Source organism: Streptomyces sp. Ru71 (genome assembly GCF_002920535.1).
GTDB lineage: Bacteria > Actinomycetota > Actinomycetes > Streptomycetales > Streptomycetaceae > Streptomyces.
Genome location: NZ_PQSS01000029.1, coordinates 18,668 through 33,290, shown reverse-complemented (window position 1 = coordinate 33,290; position 14,623 = coordinate 18,668). Strand labels below are relative to the sequence as shown.

General features: G+C 71.3%; 10 protein-coding genes. 5 read left to right on the top strand and 5 right to left on the bottom strand.

Annotation, left to right across the window (positions count from 1 at the left end):
* Window positions 1–330: 330 nt before the first annotated feature.
* Window positions 331–1,968, top strand: a complete 1,638-nt coding sequence (locus C3489_RS18820; protein WP_181139735.1) for a prenyltransferase/squalene oxidase repeat-containing protein — start codon at window positions 331–333, stop codon at window positions 1,966–1,968.
* Between the two features lie 117 nt (window positions 1,969–2,085).
* The gene (locus tag C3489_RS18815) at window positions 2,086–3,006 is read left to right on the top strand and encodes an aromatic prenyltransferase (protein ID WP_181139734.1); all 921 of its coding nucleotides are present in this window, start codon (window positions 2,086–2,088) and stop codon (window positions 3,004–3,006) included.
* 256 nt (window positions 3,007–3,262) lie between these two features.
* On the opposite strand, the gene C3489_RS18810 is transcribed toward C3489_RS18815, so the two are convergent.
* Together C3489_RS18810 and C3489_RS18805 are read right to left on the bottom strand one after the other, a co-directional pair.
* Window positions 3,263–3,565, bottom strand: coding sequence for a hypothetical protein (locus tag C3489_RS18810; RefSeq protein WP_103783027.1), 303 nt, complete (start codon window positions 3,563–3,565; stop codon window positions 3,263–3,265).
* A gap of 72 nt (window positions 3,566–3,637) precedes the next feature.
* Window positions 3,638–5,077 carry an MFS transporter gene (locus C3489_RS18805; protein WP_258054848.1) on the bottom strand — a complete coding sequence of 480 codons (1,440 nt, stop codon included), beginning with the start codon at window positions 5,075–5,077 and terminating at the stop codon, window positions 3,638–3,640.
* A gap of 875 nt (window positions 5,078–5,952) precedes the next feature.
* Here C3489_RS18805 and sigJ point away from each other — a divergent pair.
* Entirely contained in the window at window positions 5,953–6,855 is a 903-nt protein-coding gene (gene sigJ / locus C3489_RS18800) for an RNA polymerase sigma factor SigJ (RefSeq protein WP_258054847.1), read from the top strand.
* A 17-nt stretch (window positions 6,856–6,872) separates the two neighbouring features.
* Window positions 6,873–8,987 carry an MMPL family transporter gene (locus tag C3489_RS18795; RefSeq protein ID WP_103783024.1) on the top strand — a complete coding sequence of 705 codons (2,115 nt, stop codon included), beginning with the start codon at window positions 6,873–6,875 and terminating at the stop codon, window positions 8,985–8,987.
* A 72-nt stretch (window positions 8,988–9,059) separates the two neighbouring features.
* On the opposite strand, the gene C3489_RS18790 is transcribed toward C3489_RS18795, so the two are convergent.
* The 3 genes from C3489_RS18790 to C3489_RS18780 form a co-directional block, all read right to left on the bottom strand.
* Window positions 9,060–10,193 carry an AfsR/SARP family transcriptional regulator gene (locus tag C3489_RS18790; RefSeq protein ID WP_258054846.1) on the bottom strand — a complete coding sequence of 378 codons (1,134 nt, stop codon included), beginning with the start codon at window positions 10,191–10,193 and terminating at the stop codon, window positions 9,060–9,062.
* 630 nt (window positions 10,194–10,823) lie between these two features.
* Window positions 10,824–11,903, bottom strand: coding sequence for a polyprenyl synthetase family protein (locus C3489_RS18785; RefSeq protein ID WP_103783022.1), 1,080 nt, complete (start codon window positions 11,901–11,903; stop codon window positions 10,824–10,826).
* Window positions 11,904–12,258: 355 nt separating this feature from the next.
* Window positions 12,259–13,776: an FAD-binding protein gene (locus C3489_RS18780; RefSeq protein ID WP_103783021.1), complete on the bottom strand. Its 1,518-nt coding sequence runs from the start codon at window positions 13,774–13,776 to the stop codon at window positions 12,259–12,261.
* A gap of 365 nt (window positions 13,777–14,141) precedes the next feature.
* Between C3489_RS18780 and C3489_RS18775 the strand changes: the two genes are divergently transcribed.
* Window positions 14,142–14,594: a nuclear transport factor 2 family protein gene (locus C3489_RS18775; RefSeq protein ID WP_103783020.1), complete on the top strand. Its 453-nt coding sequence runs from the start codon at window positions 14,142–14,144 to the stop codon at window positions 14,592–14,594.
* Window positions 14,595–14,623: the final 29 nt, after the last annotated feature.

Genomic DNA, 14,623 nt, shown 5'->3' with positions numbered 1-14,623 from the left:
GGCGGGCGGAGACCGGGAAGGCGGCTCGGCCGACCGGCCGTCCCGGGATGCGGCTCTGGCGCCGCCGGGGACGGGAATTCTTCGGCCGATGCCGCGCGCCCATCCTGATCCGGCCTGATTGGCCCGCGCTATTGCCCGGCTTGGTGCCGGGTTGGTGCCGTCCCTTTTCCGTGCCCTGTGGCGCGAGAGCGGCCCGCTGCCAAGCAGGCGCCAAGTCGCGGAACAGCGCCAGCCAAGTTCACTGACCGACTCTTGGCTGCAAACCGTAACTGCGTTCTGCCGTGGCCCCGGTCGGGGGAACCGCAATTCGACATGTCAAAGGAGCACGGCATGAGACCACTGAATGCATCGCGTCCAGCCCCGTTGCCGTGGCCGGCCGACGTCGATCCGGCCCACGCGCACCAGGCCATATCGCGACTGCGCGACAATGTCAGCAGCAGGGTCGATGCCGACGGCTTGATACGCGACGAATGCCGCAGCCGGGTGCTGGAGTCGGCGCTCGCGCTCACCCTCATGACCCGCACCGGCACGGCCTCACCGGCCCGGGACCGGGTGCTCGCCTATCTGCAGGCACGGCTCGACTCCCCGCAGGAGTTCGACCGTGTCCTCGCCACGCTCGCCGTGGCCACCGCGGACGTGTGGGCCCCCGCCCGTGACACCGACCTCATCGAGAAGCTGACGGACGCCGTCCTCGGCAGCGCCCCGGAGTTCATCTCCGCCCGCCGCCGCAAGATGCTCTACGCCGTCCTGTCGGTGCTCGGCTGTCCCCTGCCGGCCGATGTCGCCCCCGCGCCCGACGAGGTGGCGCCCAACGACCCCACGCATTCCTGGAACGTCGTCCAGCAGGCCGCGGTGACGCTGATCCTCGCCTCCGCGACGAAGGTGGACAACCCGGCCACGGATGCCGCGCTGGCCACGCTGACGGCCACGAACCCCGGGACCACGGTGTGGGAGGGCTATGTCCTGATGCACCTGCTGACGCTGCACGCGTTGGCCGGTGTCCCCGGGCAGGAAGCGACCGTGCGCAGCGGCATCCGGACCGTGCTGCAGCACCAGCGCGAGGACGGTGGGTTCCCGTTCATCGCGGAGATGCACCACTGGTGCACCGCGCCCGCCGCCATCGGCCTGGCGGCCACCGGTGCGCCGTCGCAGCTGCTGCGCACGATGGCGGACGCGCTGGTGCGCCACCAGGGCGGCGCCCCGCTGCCTTCCCTCTCGCGCGGTGTGCCGCTCACCGGCGGCTGGTCCATGTCCCCCGGCGTGGCACTGAACGACGTCGACTGCACCGCCACCGCGCTGGAGTTCGTGCACGAGACCGATCCGGTCGCCTACCGCGGCGCCGTACGGCGCGGCGTGGACGCGCTGCTCGCCCTGCAGGGCGACGACGGCGGATTCCCCACGTACGTCGCCGGCGCCCGCTCCGAGCCGTGCATGACGGCCGCGGCGGTCAACGCGCTCGCGCCGCACGCCGACACCCTGGCCGCCCGGGAGCGGGCGCTGGCCTACCTCGCCGAGAGCCAGCTGGCCGACGGCGGTTACGAGCCGGGGTGGAGCCGCAGCCGGCTGCACGCGATGTTCCGTGCGCGGCTGGCCGTGGGCACCGCGTCCGCGGACGACCGCCGTATCGCCGAAGTGGCCCAGCGCATGGAGCGCTCGGTGTGCGCCACGCAGAACTCCGACGGCGGCTGGGGGATGCAGCCCGGCGATCCCAGCGACGCCATCAGCACCGCCTACGGGCTGATCACGCTGTGCTGCGGGAACGAAGCCCGCGCGATCGGGCGTGCGCTGTCCTGGCTGGTCGAGAACCAGAACACCGACGGCGGCTACAGCGGACCGCCGGACATGGTCGGCCCGCGCCCCTTCCCGTACCACGTCCCCGTCCTGACCGACGCTCCCGTGCTGCTCGCCTTCGGCCACGTCCGCTCCCGCTTCCTGGGTGCGGCGCCGCTGTCCCAGGGAGTGGCATGACCCGGCGTCCAGGTCACTGCGAGGGGAGCCGGGCCGGGGCCGTCCGGCGGTGCCGGCCCGGCCGGCGACACATCAGGTCCAGCAGCGTCAGGAAGCGTTCGAGGTATGGAGGAACCAATGTCCGAAGCCACTGAAGTCGACCGTGTGTACGCGGCCGTGGAGAAGGCGGCCGCCCTGGCCGGCACTTCCTGCGCGGGTGACAAGGTGCTCCCCGTCCTGACCGGACATCAGGACCTGCTGGACGACGCCGTGATCGTCTTCTCCATGACGGCCAGCGCCAGCCGCTCCGGCGGCCTCGACCTCAGCATGACGGTTCCCTCCGGTCACACCGACCCGTACTCCTTCGCGCTGTCCAAGGGGCTGATCGAGCCCACCGACCACCCCGCCGGCTCGGTCGTCTCCGACTTCCAGGAGCGGTTCCCGATCGGCATGTACGGCATCGACGTCGATGTCGCCGAGGGCTTCAAGAAGGCCTACGTGGCCTTCCCCTCCGACGACCTGCGCGAGCTGGACAAGCTCGTCGACCTGCCGTCCATGCCGCGCTCCGCGGCCGAGAACGCCGAGCTGTTCACCCGCTACGGTCTGGACAAGGTCACGGGCGTCTCGGTCGACTACAAGCGCCGTGAGCTGAACCTGTACTGCGACCTCACCGACGGCGAGCCGATGGAGTCGGAGCTCGTCCAGTCGATGCTCCGCGAGATGGGCCTGAAGGAGGCCACCGAGCAGGGGCTGGACTTCGCCAAGCGGTCCTTCGCCGTCTACCCGACGCTGAGCTGGGACTCCTCCAGGATCGAGCGGATCTGCTTCGCGGTGATCACCACCGATGCCTCCACGACCCCGACCAAGTCGGAGCCGGAGGCCGGCCAGATGTGGGACTACGCCACCACCGCTCCGTACGCGTACGTCGGTGAGCAGCGGGCCCTCGTCTACGGTCTCGCCCTGTCGTCGGAGAAGGAGTACTACAAGCTCGGGGCGTACTACCAGATCAGTGACTACCAGCGGAAGCTGGTGAAGGCGTTCGACTCCCTGCCGGAGTAGCCCGGCCCCGCGCGGATCAGCCGCGACGACACGATCGGCCGTCAGCCTGAGCTGGCGGCCGATCTGTCGTCCGTGCCGCCGGGGCGGGGTGAGCGCGAAACAAGGCGGGAAGAGGCGCGAGAAAAGGCGGGATGAGCGCAAGAAAAAAGGGGCTCCGGTCACGGGCGGGCGACCTTCGCGGGTCGCCGTTCCGTGACCGGAGCCCCGTTCGGGCCCCGGTCCGCCCGGCACGGCAGCGGCCGGCCGGAGGGGCGGGTCAGAAGAACCGGTAGGAACCGATGGGGGTCAGCTGCTCCATCGTCAGCGGCTCGGCGATCCAGCTGCCCTTGAGGTCGGCCATCACGTCCGTCCAGGCCGGCAGGTCGGCGAGGGGGTTGACGGCGTCGTCGTCGAAGTCCACCAGGAACAGGTAGTTCCCCTCGTCCTGGAGGCGACACCAGGTGTAGCGGACGCCCTTGGGCTGGGCGGCCTCGATGGCCGCGAACATCTCCTTGCCCGCCGCCTCCATCTCCGCGGTCTTCTCGGGACGTATCTTCACGTGGAACATGCGCACGCTCATCACGGTCTCCTTCTCGTCAGGGTGCTGGTTCTCGCTGCGCCCCGCCCGGCACCCGGGCGGGGCGGTTACGTGTCAGGCCCGGGCGGTCTCGGGCTCCGAGGGCTTCTGGGCAGGCGCGGCGGTGGGCGTCTGCAGCGGCCCGCGGCGCATCAGGGAGCCGCAGATGACGGCAGCGGCCGCGAAGATGCCGGCGCACCACCAGAACGCCGTGGTGAAGCCGTGGACCGTCGCCAGGTGGATCAGCGACGGCGTCGGCCGGCCCTGCACGTGGTCCTTGATGTAGTCGGTCGTGGCGCTGGTGGCCATCGTGTTCAGCAGCGCGAGGCCGATGGCGCCGCCGATCTGCTGGCCGGTCTGGATGCTCGCCGAGGCGATGCCCGCGTCCTGCGGCGCCACACCGGAGGTGCCGGTGCTCATGGTCGCGGAGTAGATCAGGCCCATGCCGGCACCGGCGATCATGAGCGGGCCGAGCAGGGCGGCGGCGTAGCTGGAGTCCACGTCGATCCGCGTCAGCCAGACCATGCCGGCCGCGCCGAGCAGCAGGCCGGCGCTGACGAGCGGCTTGGGGCCGACCTTGGGCATCAGCTTGATGTTGCCCACGTTGGCCGACACGGCGGTGACCGCCACCATCGGCAGCAGGGCGACACCGGACTTCAGCGCCGAGTACCCCAGCGTGTTCTGCATGTAGTAGATGACGAACAGGAAGATGCCGTACATCGCGGCACCGACCATCAGCATGGTGAGGTACGCGCCGCCCCGGTTGCGGTCGACGACGATGCGAGGCGGCAGCAGCGGCTGGGCGGCACGCGTCTGCCAGCTGGCGAAGGCGACCAGCAGCACGGCGCCGGCGGCCAGGAAGCCCCACGTCGAGGGGGTGCCCCAGCTGTGCTTGGAGGCGTTGTCGAAGCCGTAGACGAGGCAGAACATGCCGCTCGACACGAGGAGCACGCCCGGGACGTCCAGGCGGGCGCTGCGCGTCTTGGGCTGCTTGGGAACCAGCAGCGCGCTGCCGACCACCGCGATGCCGACGAACAGCAGGTTGATGTACATGCACCAACGCCAGGACAGGGAGGAGGTCAGCGAGCCGCCGATGATCAGGCCGAGGCCGCCGCCGCTGGCCGCGACCGCGCTGAAGGCGCCGAACGCCTTGCCCCGCTCCTTGGGGTCGGTGAACGTCGTGACCAGCAGCGCCAGGGCGGCCGGCGCCAGCAGCGCGGCGAAGAAGCCCTGGAGGGCGCGCGAGGCCGCCAGCATGCCGAAGTTGACCGCGGCGCCGCCGACGGCGGAGGCGCCCGCGAAGCCGACCAGGCCGATGAGGAAGGTCTGCTTACGGCCGATCAGGTCGACGAGCCGCCCGCAGAACAGCAACAGGCTGCCGAACACGAGCAGATACGCGGTCACGATCCACTGCCGGTCGGCGTCCGTGAACCCCAGGTCCTCCTGCGCGGACGGCAGTGCCAGGTTCATCACCGTTGTGTCGAGGACGACCATGAGCTGCGCGACGCAGATCATGGCGAGGATGAGCCATCGCCGGGGATTCCTCCCCCCGGTTCCGGCCGCCTCGGTAGCAGAGGCTGCGCTCTGTGCTGCCACGATCTTCTCCTTGTCATGTCGGACGGACGTGAGGTGACCCTCATACGACGGATTCGGCGGGTGGGAATGTGACATGGCCGGCACGGGTTCTTCCGGGCCGTCGGCCGTGCGGCTCCACGGGGCACTCCCCGTACAGCCACCCGCCTGCCGTCGGCGCGCGGCGTGCGCGCCGTCTGTGGTACGGGCCACGGCGATCGGAACCGAGAACCTCTCCGCGACCTGCGCGGCGCATCACACCACGGCGTCCCTTCCGGTCCGGTGAGCAGCGCGAAACCGGTCGTGCTGCCGGACCCCGGGTAAGACCGTAGAGACAGATGCTTATGCATTTCCAAGACCGGTTCTGCCATGTGACGATGCCTCTGAGGGCATGAGCGAAGGTGGCCGGTCATCTGCTGCGATGGCGCTCCTCGAAGAAGCCGCCCGCTGCGGGCACGGGGCCGCGCCGCGGCGAGGGCGGCCGGGGCCGGCCCTCCACCAGGCGGGGCGCGAGGCGAACGCGGACAGCCCGCGCGCACCCCATTTCCAGGCGTTCAGGGCACAGCTGCGGAGCCCCATCGTCGGCCGCGTGCCTTGGCCCGGGCTATACGACCGCTTGGTGAAGACTTGACGATGCGGGCCGCGACGTGATGTAGGCCACACCGTCCCGGTAGGTGTCACATTCCCCGCTTCGGGGCGGGTCTCATTTCCGGAATACATCCGCAATGAGAGGCCCGAAGATGTCCTACTCCCCGTCAGACTCGGCGCAGGCGGGCCCATCCTGGGGCAGCCCGCAGGAGACGGCGTCCGATCCCGTCGTGAGGGCTGCGACAAAGACCTTCACCGACCACCGCGACCTGCTCTTCTCCATCGTCTACAACATGCTCGGCAGCGTCGCCGACACCGAGGACGTGCTGCAGGAGACCTGGCTGTCATGGATGGCCAGGAGCCAGGCACCGGGCGCGGAGCGGATCGACAACCCGCGCTCCTACCTGGTGCGCATCGCGGCGAACCGGGCTCTGGACCACCAGGCCGCCGTCGCCCGGCGCAGGGAGACGTACGTCGGGCCATGGCTGCCCGAACCGATCGCCACCCCCTGCGCGAGCGCACCCGCCTTCGACGACACCGCCGACGCCGTGATGCACACCGAGTCGCTGTCGATGGCGCTGCTGGTGGTCCTGGAGACCCTCTCCCCGCTGGAGCGGGGGGTGTTCGTCCTGCACGAGGTGTTCGGCTACCCGCACACCGAGATCGCGGACATCCTCGGCCGCTCCCCGTCGGCCATCCGCCAGCTCGCCCACCGCGCCCGCGAGCACGTCCAGGCCCGGCGCCCCCGCTACGAGCCCGCACCGGGCGTCCGGCAGCAGGTGACCGAGCGGTTCCTGGCCGCCACCCTGGGCGGCGACGTGGACGCCCTGCTGCAGATCCTCTCCCCGGAGGTGAGCCTGTGGGGCGACGGCGGCGGCAAGGCCCACCCTGCCGGCGGGCTGCGCTCGTTCCACGGCCGCGACAAGGTCGCCCGCGCGCTCATCGCCAACGCCCGCCGCTTCGGCCGGGACCTCGACATCGTCTACCGCAGCGTCAACGGCGCCCCGTCCGCGGTGATGTTCGACGGCGACACCACTCAGGCCGTCATCTCCCTGGACCTCACGCCGGACGGCCACCAGGTGTGCGGAATCTACATCGTCGCCAATCCCGACAAGCTCTCACACCTCGAATGACCGTTCAGGAGCACCGCATGCTGCGCACCTTGGCGGCCCTGCCCAGCGGCAGGGTCGCGAAATGGGTCGTCCTCGCCTTATGGGTGGCCCTGCTGATCCCGGCCCTCACCCTCGCCGGCAAGCTCACCGACGTCCAGAAGAACGACAGCTCGGCCTGGCTGCCCGCGGACGCGGAGTCGACCCAGGTCGTCGAGCGGTCGGAGAAATTCCTGCGGTCCGACACCATGCCCGCGATCGTGATCTACGACCGTCCCACCGGCGTCACCTCCCAGGACATGGCCAAGGCCCGGGCGGACGCCGAGGCCTTCGCCAGGACGGAGAAGGTGGTGGGCCGGCCGCAGGGTCCGCTGAAGTCCAAGGACGGCAAGGCCGTCCAGACCGTGGTCCAGGTGCAGAAGGACAAGACGGGCTGGAACGGCATCAACGAGGTCGTCGGCTCCCTGACCGACATCGGCAAGAAGAACGCCGACGGCCTCGGCTTCCATGTCACCGGCCCGGCCGGGCACGCCTCCGACTCGGTCGAGGCCTTCGGCGGCGGCGGCAGCCTGACGGCCATCACCGCGCTGGTGGTGGTCGTGATCCTGCTGCTCACCTACCGCAGCCCGGTGCTGCCGCTGCTGCCCCTGCTCTCCGCGTTCGGCGCGCTCGGCGCGTCCGAGGCGGTGATCTATCTGCTGGCCAAGCACGCCGGACTCACCGTCAACTCGCAGACCAGCTTCATCCTGACCGTGCTGGTGTTCGGCGCCGCCACCGACTACGCGCTCCTGCTCACCTCCCGCTACCGGGAGGAGCTGCGCCGGCACGAGGACCGGCACCGGGCGATGGCGGAGGCCCTGCACCGCTGCAGTCCGGCGATCATCGCCAGCGCCGCCACCGTCGCGGTCAGCCTGACGCTGCTGATGCTGGCCACGTTGCGCTCCACGCAGGGGCTCGGGCCGGCCAGCGCCATCGGCATCGTCGTCGGGCTGCTCGCCATGGTCACCCTGATGCCGGCGCTCCTGGTCATCTTCGGCCGCTGGATCTTCTGGCCCGTCAGGCCGGTGTACGGGGCGACCGAGACGGCCCGGGAAGGCATCTGGGGCCGGGTCGGCACCGCCATCTCCGGCCGGCCGCGCACGGTGTGGATCGGGACCGCCGTCGTCCTGGGCGCCATGGCGGTCGCCGTGGTCGGGCTCAAGGCCGACGGGCTCTCCAGCAAGGACCAGTTCACCGACAAGCCGCAGATGGCCGTCGGCGAGGAGATCCAGGCCCGGCACTTCCCGGCCGGCTCGGGCGACCCCGTCTACGTCGTGACCAAGGCCGCCTCGGCGGGCGAGGTGAAGACGGCGCTGGCCGGCGTGCCCGGGGTCGCCGACGTCTCACCGCCGGTGGTCAAGGGCGCCGACGCCCTCCTGGCCGGGGAGCTGAAGGACGCCCCCAGCAGCGCGGCCGCCCTGGACACCGTCAAGCAGGTCCGGGACGTGGTGCACCGGATCGAGGCGGCGGACGCGCAGGTCGGCGGCAACGCGGCGATCACGCTGGACACCCGCGACGCGGCCGGCCGCGACTCGAAGGTGATCATCCCGATCGTGCTCGCCGTGGTGTTCCTCATCCTCGCCCTGCTGCTGCGGGCGATCGTCGCTCCGCTGCTGCTCATGGCGACGGTGGTGCTGTCGTTCGCCGCGGCCCTCGGTGTGAGCAGCCTGATGTTCAACCACGTGTTCCACTTCGCCGGGGCGGACGCCTCCTTCCCGCTGCTGGCGTTCGTGTTCCTGGTCGCACTCGGCGTCGACTACAACATCTTCCTGGTCACCCGGGTACGGGAGATCACCGTGGAACAGGGCACCCGGCGCGGCGCGCTGCTGGGTCTGTCCGCCACGGGCGGTGTGATCACCTCGGCGGGTCTGGTGCTGGCCGGCACGTTCGCGGCGATGGCCTCCCTGCCGCTGCTGTTCGCGGCCGAGCTGGGCTTCACGGTGGCGTTCGGCGTGCTGCTGGACACCATGATCGTCCGATCGGTGCTGGTCACCGCGCTGACCCTGGACGTGGGCCGGTGGATGTGGTGGCCCAGCAAACTCTTCCGGCGCCACGACGACGACACCACGGCTCCGGTCAACACCCCCGGCCTCGAACCCGCCCTTGAGGGCAGCTGACGACCTCGCGCCACGGCCTTCCGGCACGAGCCGGGAGGCCCGGCGGGGCCGGGACGCGGCGGCGGGGCGGCCTCAGCCCAACTCCGGCGCCTGACGCAGGATCTCGCTTTCGAGGTGCTGCAGCGCCGGACTGGGGTCGATGCCCAGCTCCTGCGCCATCCGCTTGTGATGGGTGCGCAGCACGGCCAGCGCGTCCGCCTGCCGTCCGGCCCGGTACAACGCCAGACTGAGCAGCTCACAGCCGTATTCGCGCAGCGGATGGGTCCGGGTGAAGGCCGCCAGCTCGGACACCGCTACCTCGTAGGCGCCCACGGCGATCAGCGCCGCACAGCGGCCCTCGGTGGCCGACAGCCGCAGCTCCTCCAGCCGGACCCGTTCCGGAGCCACCTGGGCGGTGTCGGCCACCTCCGCGTAGGCCTGCCCGCGCCACAGCGCCAGCCCCGCCTCGAACGCGCCCAGCGCGCGCCGCAGGTCGCCCCGGTCCAAGGCCTGCCAGCCGGCCGTCGCACGCTCGCTGAAGCGGCGGGCGTCGACCTCCACGACCCGGCCGTCCAGCAGATAGCCCCGGCCGCGCGTGCGCAGCACCGTCGCCGGCTTGCGCGGCGGACGATCGGGCTCCAGCACCCGGCGCAGATTGGCCACGTATGCGTGCAGCGACGTCATCGCCGACGGCGGCGGCTGCCCCTCCCACAGCTCCTCCAGCATCACATCGACCGACACCGGCCGGCCCACCTGGCTGACCAGCAGCGCGAGAGCGGCACGCTGCTTCGGCGCCCCCAGGTCCACCGCCCGGCCGCCGACGCTCGCCTCCATCGGGCCCAGCACCCGCAACTCCACCCGGGCCGGGGCCGTGTCCGCGCTGTCGCGCTGCTGCGCCCCGCCGCGGCCCGCCGCGGAGACCGGCATGCCCCGAAAGGCGGGCTCGGCCTCCACGCCGCTGCCGGGCACCCTCGTCTCCCGGCCCGCACCGGGGTGAGGCAGGTCGAGGTCGAGAGCCCTGGCGAAGTACATCTTCAGCGTCTCGTTCATCCGCCGCAGTTCGCGCACTTCGCGCTCCAGCTCGGCGATGCGGCGCGCATCGCCGTTGCCGCCCGCCGACCGCTGCCCGGGGATGACGTACACCCCGGGCCTGCCGAGCGCTGCGGAGCCGGCGCCCGTCGTGCAGTAGTTGAATTCCTTGTTCGCCATCTCTGAGCCTTTCAGCATGTCACTCCTTCGTTCACGGAGCCGGAGCCCAGCCGACGCCAAGCCGGCGGCAAGCGAGATGCGGGACATTGGGGAATCTGCACAGGTGTCACGGGCAGCACGAGATTCTCCGGGCGGGAGGGAGGATGTCGGGCATGCCGGAACCGTGCAGGGCAGTTCGGTGAGCGTGCTCGGGGACGCACCGTGCCGTGGACACAGGCAGGGCCCGCCCGCGCCCATGGGCCGCCGGCGGGTGTGCGGTGATGGAGGTGGCGGCCGCCTCGGCGGCCGTTTCCGGGCTCAGCGAGGCGGGCTCGAAGGGATCTCGTCGTCGCCCACGCCGTCGCCGGCCGCGTCGGTCTTCGCCTTGTGGCCCGCCGCTCCCGCGACGCGTTCAACCGCCGTACAGCGGATTTCGGGCAGGGAAGGCGTGCCGGAATTGTGACACGGCAGACAACTGCCCGCCAAGAGCCCGCCAATGGTGACCTGGCACACGCCGGCCGGGCGCGCGGCGGGTGGTGGAGCCCTCCCGCCCGGCGCCCGGCCGTCGGCGCGTCACCGCCGCCCCCGCAACTCCGGGCGCTGCGCCCGCCGCTGGTGAGGCACACGCGGGCGGGTCCGCCCGGTGCGCCTCGGCGGGGGCGCTCGCCGTCATGACCTGCGCTGGGTCGCGCTGATCGCCATGGCGGTCAGCTGCTCCTTGGCGTAGTCGGTCGCGCTGCTCGCCCGCAGCGTGGCCAGCGCCCGGTCGGTGCGCCGGGCGATGTCGCGCTCGATGTGGTCCACCGCTCCGACGTCGGTGATGACAGCGCGCAGCGCGGCCAGTTCCTCGTCGGTGATCGGCGTCCCGATCCTGGCCCGGAGGAACTTCGCCGCGTCCGGGTCCTGCTCGTCGGCGTACTTGAGCGCGACCGCGAGCAGCATGGTGCGCTTGCCCTGCACCAGGTCCCCGCCGGAGGGCTTGCCGGTCTCCTCGAAGGCGCCGAAGACACCCAGCAGGTCGTCGCGCAGCTGGAACGCGACGCCGACGTCCCGCCCGAAGGCCCGGTAGGCGGCGACCAGCCCGGCGTCCGCGCCCGCGATCGCCGCGCCGATGTGCAGCGGGCGCTCCACCGTGTAGGAGGCCGTCTTGTACTGGTTGACCCGCAGCGGTGTGTCGATGTCCTCGGCGCCCGCCGCCTCGGCCGTGACGTCGAGCAGCTGGCCGCACAGCACCTCGGTGCGCAGGGCCGACCACACCGGGGCCACCCGCGCCTGAGCCGGCGCCGGCAGCCCGGACTCGCGGATCAGGTCGTCGGCCCAGCCCTGGGCGAGGTCGCCGATCAGGATCGCGGTGCCCGTGCCGAACAGCTCCGCGTCCCCGTTCCAGCAGCGGTCCCGGTGCCGTTCGGCGAACAGCACGTGTGCGGCGGGGGCGCCGCGGCGGGTGGGGGAGGCGTCGATGACGTCGTCGTGGATGAGGCCGTAGGCGTGGAAGAGTTCCAGCGCGGCGCCGGTGCGCACCACCGCCTGCGCCAGGTCGCCGTCCTCGTCGCCCCCGGCGCCGAGCCAGCCGAGCCAGGTGAAGGTCGGGCGCACGCGCTTGCCGCCGCGCAGCACGTAGGTCTCCAACTCGGCGACCACGTCGGCGCAGGCCGGGCCGATCGCCGCGGCCTCGGCCCGGCGCGCGGCGAAGAACTGGCGGAGTGCGTCCTCGACGGCCTCCGCGGGGCTGGTACGGGTGCTGGTCATGCCCTCAACTTCCCTGGTTCTCTTCGGAGTCCGACAGCGACAGGTGGCCCTGCGGCCAGGGCCTGCCCCGGTGGTGCGACTGGGTGGGGGGATCTCCTCGCCGGTCGAGGACAGGTGGCCGCCGGCGGCTGAGAAGGGCGCTGCCGATGAGATCGTTCGCCGGAGCGACGGCATGGGGGGCGGTGTCTGGGAGCGAGGAAGCGCAGCCTCCATGGGTCCGTGCCGTCCTGGAGCCCCGAGTATCGGTCGGCGGACTTGAGGTCCGGTCGAGCGCGGGCGGGCACCTGACAGGCCGGTGCGGCCCGGCCGGCATGCGCCGTGCCGGGCCGCACCAGCGCGGCGCCCTACGCGCGGATCACCGCACGCTCTGGTCGTGGTTGAAGATGTTGTACGGGTCGTACTTGTCCTTGATCCGCATCAGGCGGGGGTAGTTCTCGGCGTAGTAGGACTTCTCCCAGTTCGGGTCGCGGGGGTCGTAGAAGTTCAGGTACGTCTCGCCGTTGGAGTACGGGTCGATCACGTTGAAGCCGGTGTCGGCGAAGTGTTCCGCCGAGGTCACCGTCTCGGCGGAGACCGGCCCGGTGTAGTTCGCGGCGAGGTAGGCGATGGAGAAGATGGTGTCGCGGTGCACGAACGCGGTGGCGTCGCGGGCGACGGTGTTGGCCTTGCCGCCCATGGTGACGAGCTGCAGCTGGCGCATCTGCCCCGGCCACCTCTCGTCCTCGAACACCTGCAGGACGTCCGACCATCCCCCGCGCGGCAGCGGCTTGCTGAACAGGCGGCTGCGCCAGATGCCGTACTCCATCCGAGGCAGCAGGGCGTCGGGCCACGTGCTCACGCGGTGGCACTCGTCGACCGTCTTGTCGTCGCAGTTGTAGAAGCCCATCATGATCTTCTTGTACGGCGCCTTGACGGGCTGCCGCCGCGCCGGAGGACGGCCGACCAGCGAGATGAGCCGCTCGACCTCCGGGGCCAGGATGCCGCCGGTGTCCACCGAGCCCATGAAGACGGACAGCACCGGGACCTTGCCGGGCGCGGCGTCCATGAGCGTGATCAGCAGCGCGCTGCCGATCGCCCACGGTGCGTCGGCCTGCCACTTCGACCAGCCCTCGAACACCTCCAGCCCCTGGTCCCAGGGCCAGAAGAGGGTGCAGGTGTCGAGGTCGGTGAGCGGTTCGGGGGTGATCTGGTATCCGGTCACGACGCCGAAGTTGCCGCCTCCGCCGCCGCGTACGGCCCAGTAGAGGTCGGGGTTCTCGTGCGGTGAGGCGGTGACGAGGCGGCCGTCGGCGAGGACCACCTGCGCCTTGGTCACGCTGTCGGTGGCCATGCCCATGGCCCGGGTGAACGGGCCCGCGCCACCGCCGCTGAGGAATCCGCCGGCCGCCACGGACGGGCAGTAGCCGTCGGCGATGGACAGCCCGTTGCGCGAGAGCTTGTCGGTGATGTCGACGAGCGCCGCCCCCGGCCCGAGCTTCACGGACTTCGAGCCGATGGAGATCTGGTTCATCTGCGACACGTCGATGACGAGACTGTCCGGCTTCGTGGAGTAGCCGCCGGCACAGTTGCCGCCGCTGCGCACGGCGATGGGCACGTCGTGGTACTCGGCGAAGCGCAGGCACAGCGCCACGTCGGCGGGCGAGGTGCAGTAGGCGATCGCCTGCGGATGGATGTGGTCGAACTGGGCGAGGTAGAGCTGTTTCGCCGTCGGATAGTCCGCGTCCGACGGCAGCACCAGCCGTCCCCCGAGGTGGTGGCTCAGCCGGTGCCACTTGCCGCCGCGGGAGGACCGGGCGAACGCGGGGCTGGCCAGCCCGGTCGCGGCCAGCGCCGCCCCGCCCGCGCCGACGAGGAAGGATCGCCGATTGACCATGCGCTTTCCTTTCATGTGGGGGTGTCTCGGGCCGCCGGGGCACGCAAGGTCGGCGCATTTGGTGCCGGTCGGCCGCCCCGGCGGCCGCGAGGCCGCTTCCAGGCGCATGACGTACGTGACGTACGACTTCTGTGGACGCCATTGACGCCATCGCGAGCGTAGGCGCGTGGACTTGGCGCCGACTTGGTCCGCTCGCCCGGCCGTCGAATGTCCTTTTCGCACACGTTCACTCGTCCGTGAAACCCCGTCACATTCGCCCGGCACCGCACCGTCTACCTGTCAAGACGAACACGGAAGCCCGGCACCTCCATGGCGGTGCGAGCCGGTCGTGCACGGTGTTCGAGGCACTGAGAAGGAAGTGAGCGATGAGGGACCTGCAAGCCATCGCCGACCGCGTCGAGATCGAGGCGCTGCGCGGTGAGTTCACGGATGCGACGATGATGCGCGACTACGACCGGATGGCCCTGCTGTTCACACCGGACGGCGCTTTGCGCATGCCGAACATCCCCGTCGACCTTGAGGGGCGCGAGGCGATCCGCGCCTGGGGCAGGCGGGTGCCGCACGTGGTGGACTTCCTCGTGCAGAACACGCACCCGGGCCTGATCGAGCTGGACGGCGACACCGCCTCCGGCCGCGCGTACATGACGGAGATCGGACGTGCCGTCGACGGGCGGGGCGGGATGAACTACGCCATCTACCACGACCGCTACCAGCGCACCGGTGAGGGCTGGAAGTTCGCCGAGCGCGTCTACGAGGTCCGCTACGAGGACTCCTCCCCGCTGGCCGGCTCGCCGCCGCGCCGGGCCGAGCATGCGTGAGGGCCACCGCCCGCGGTGACGCGGCACGG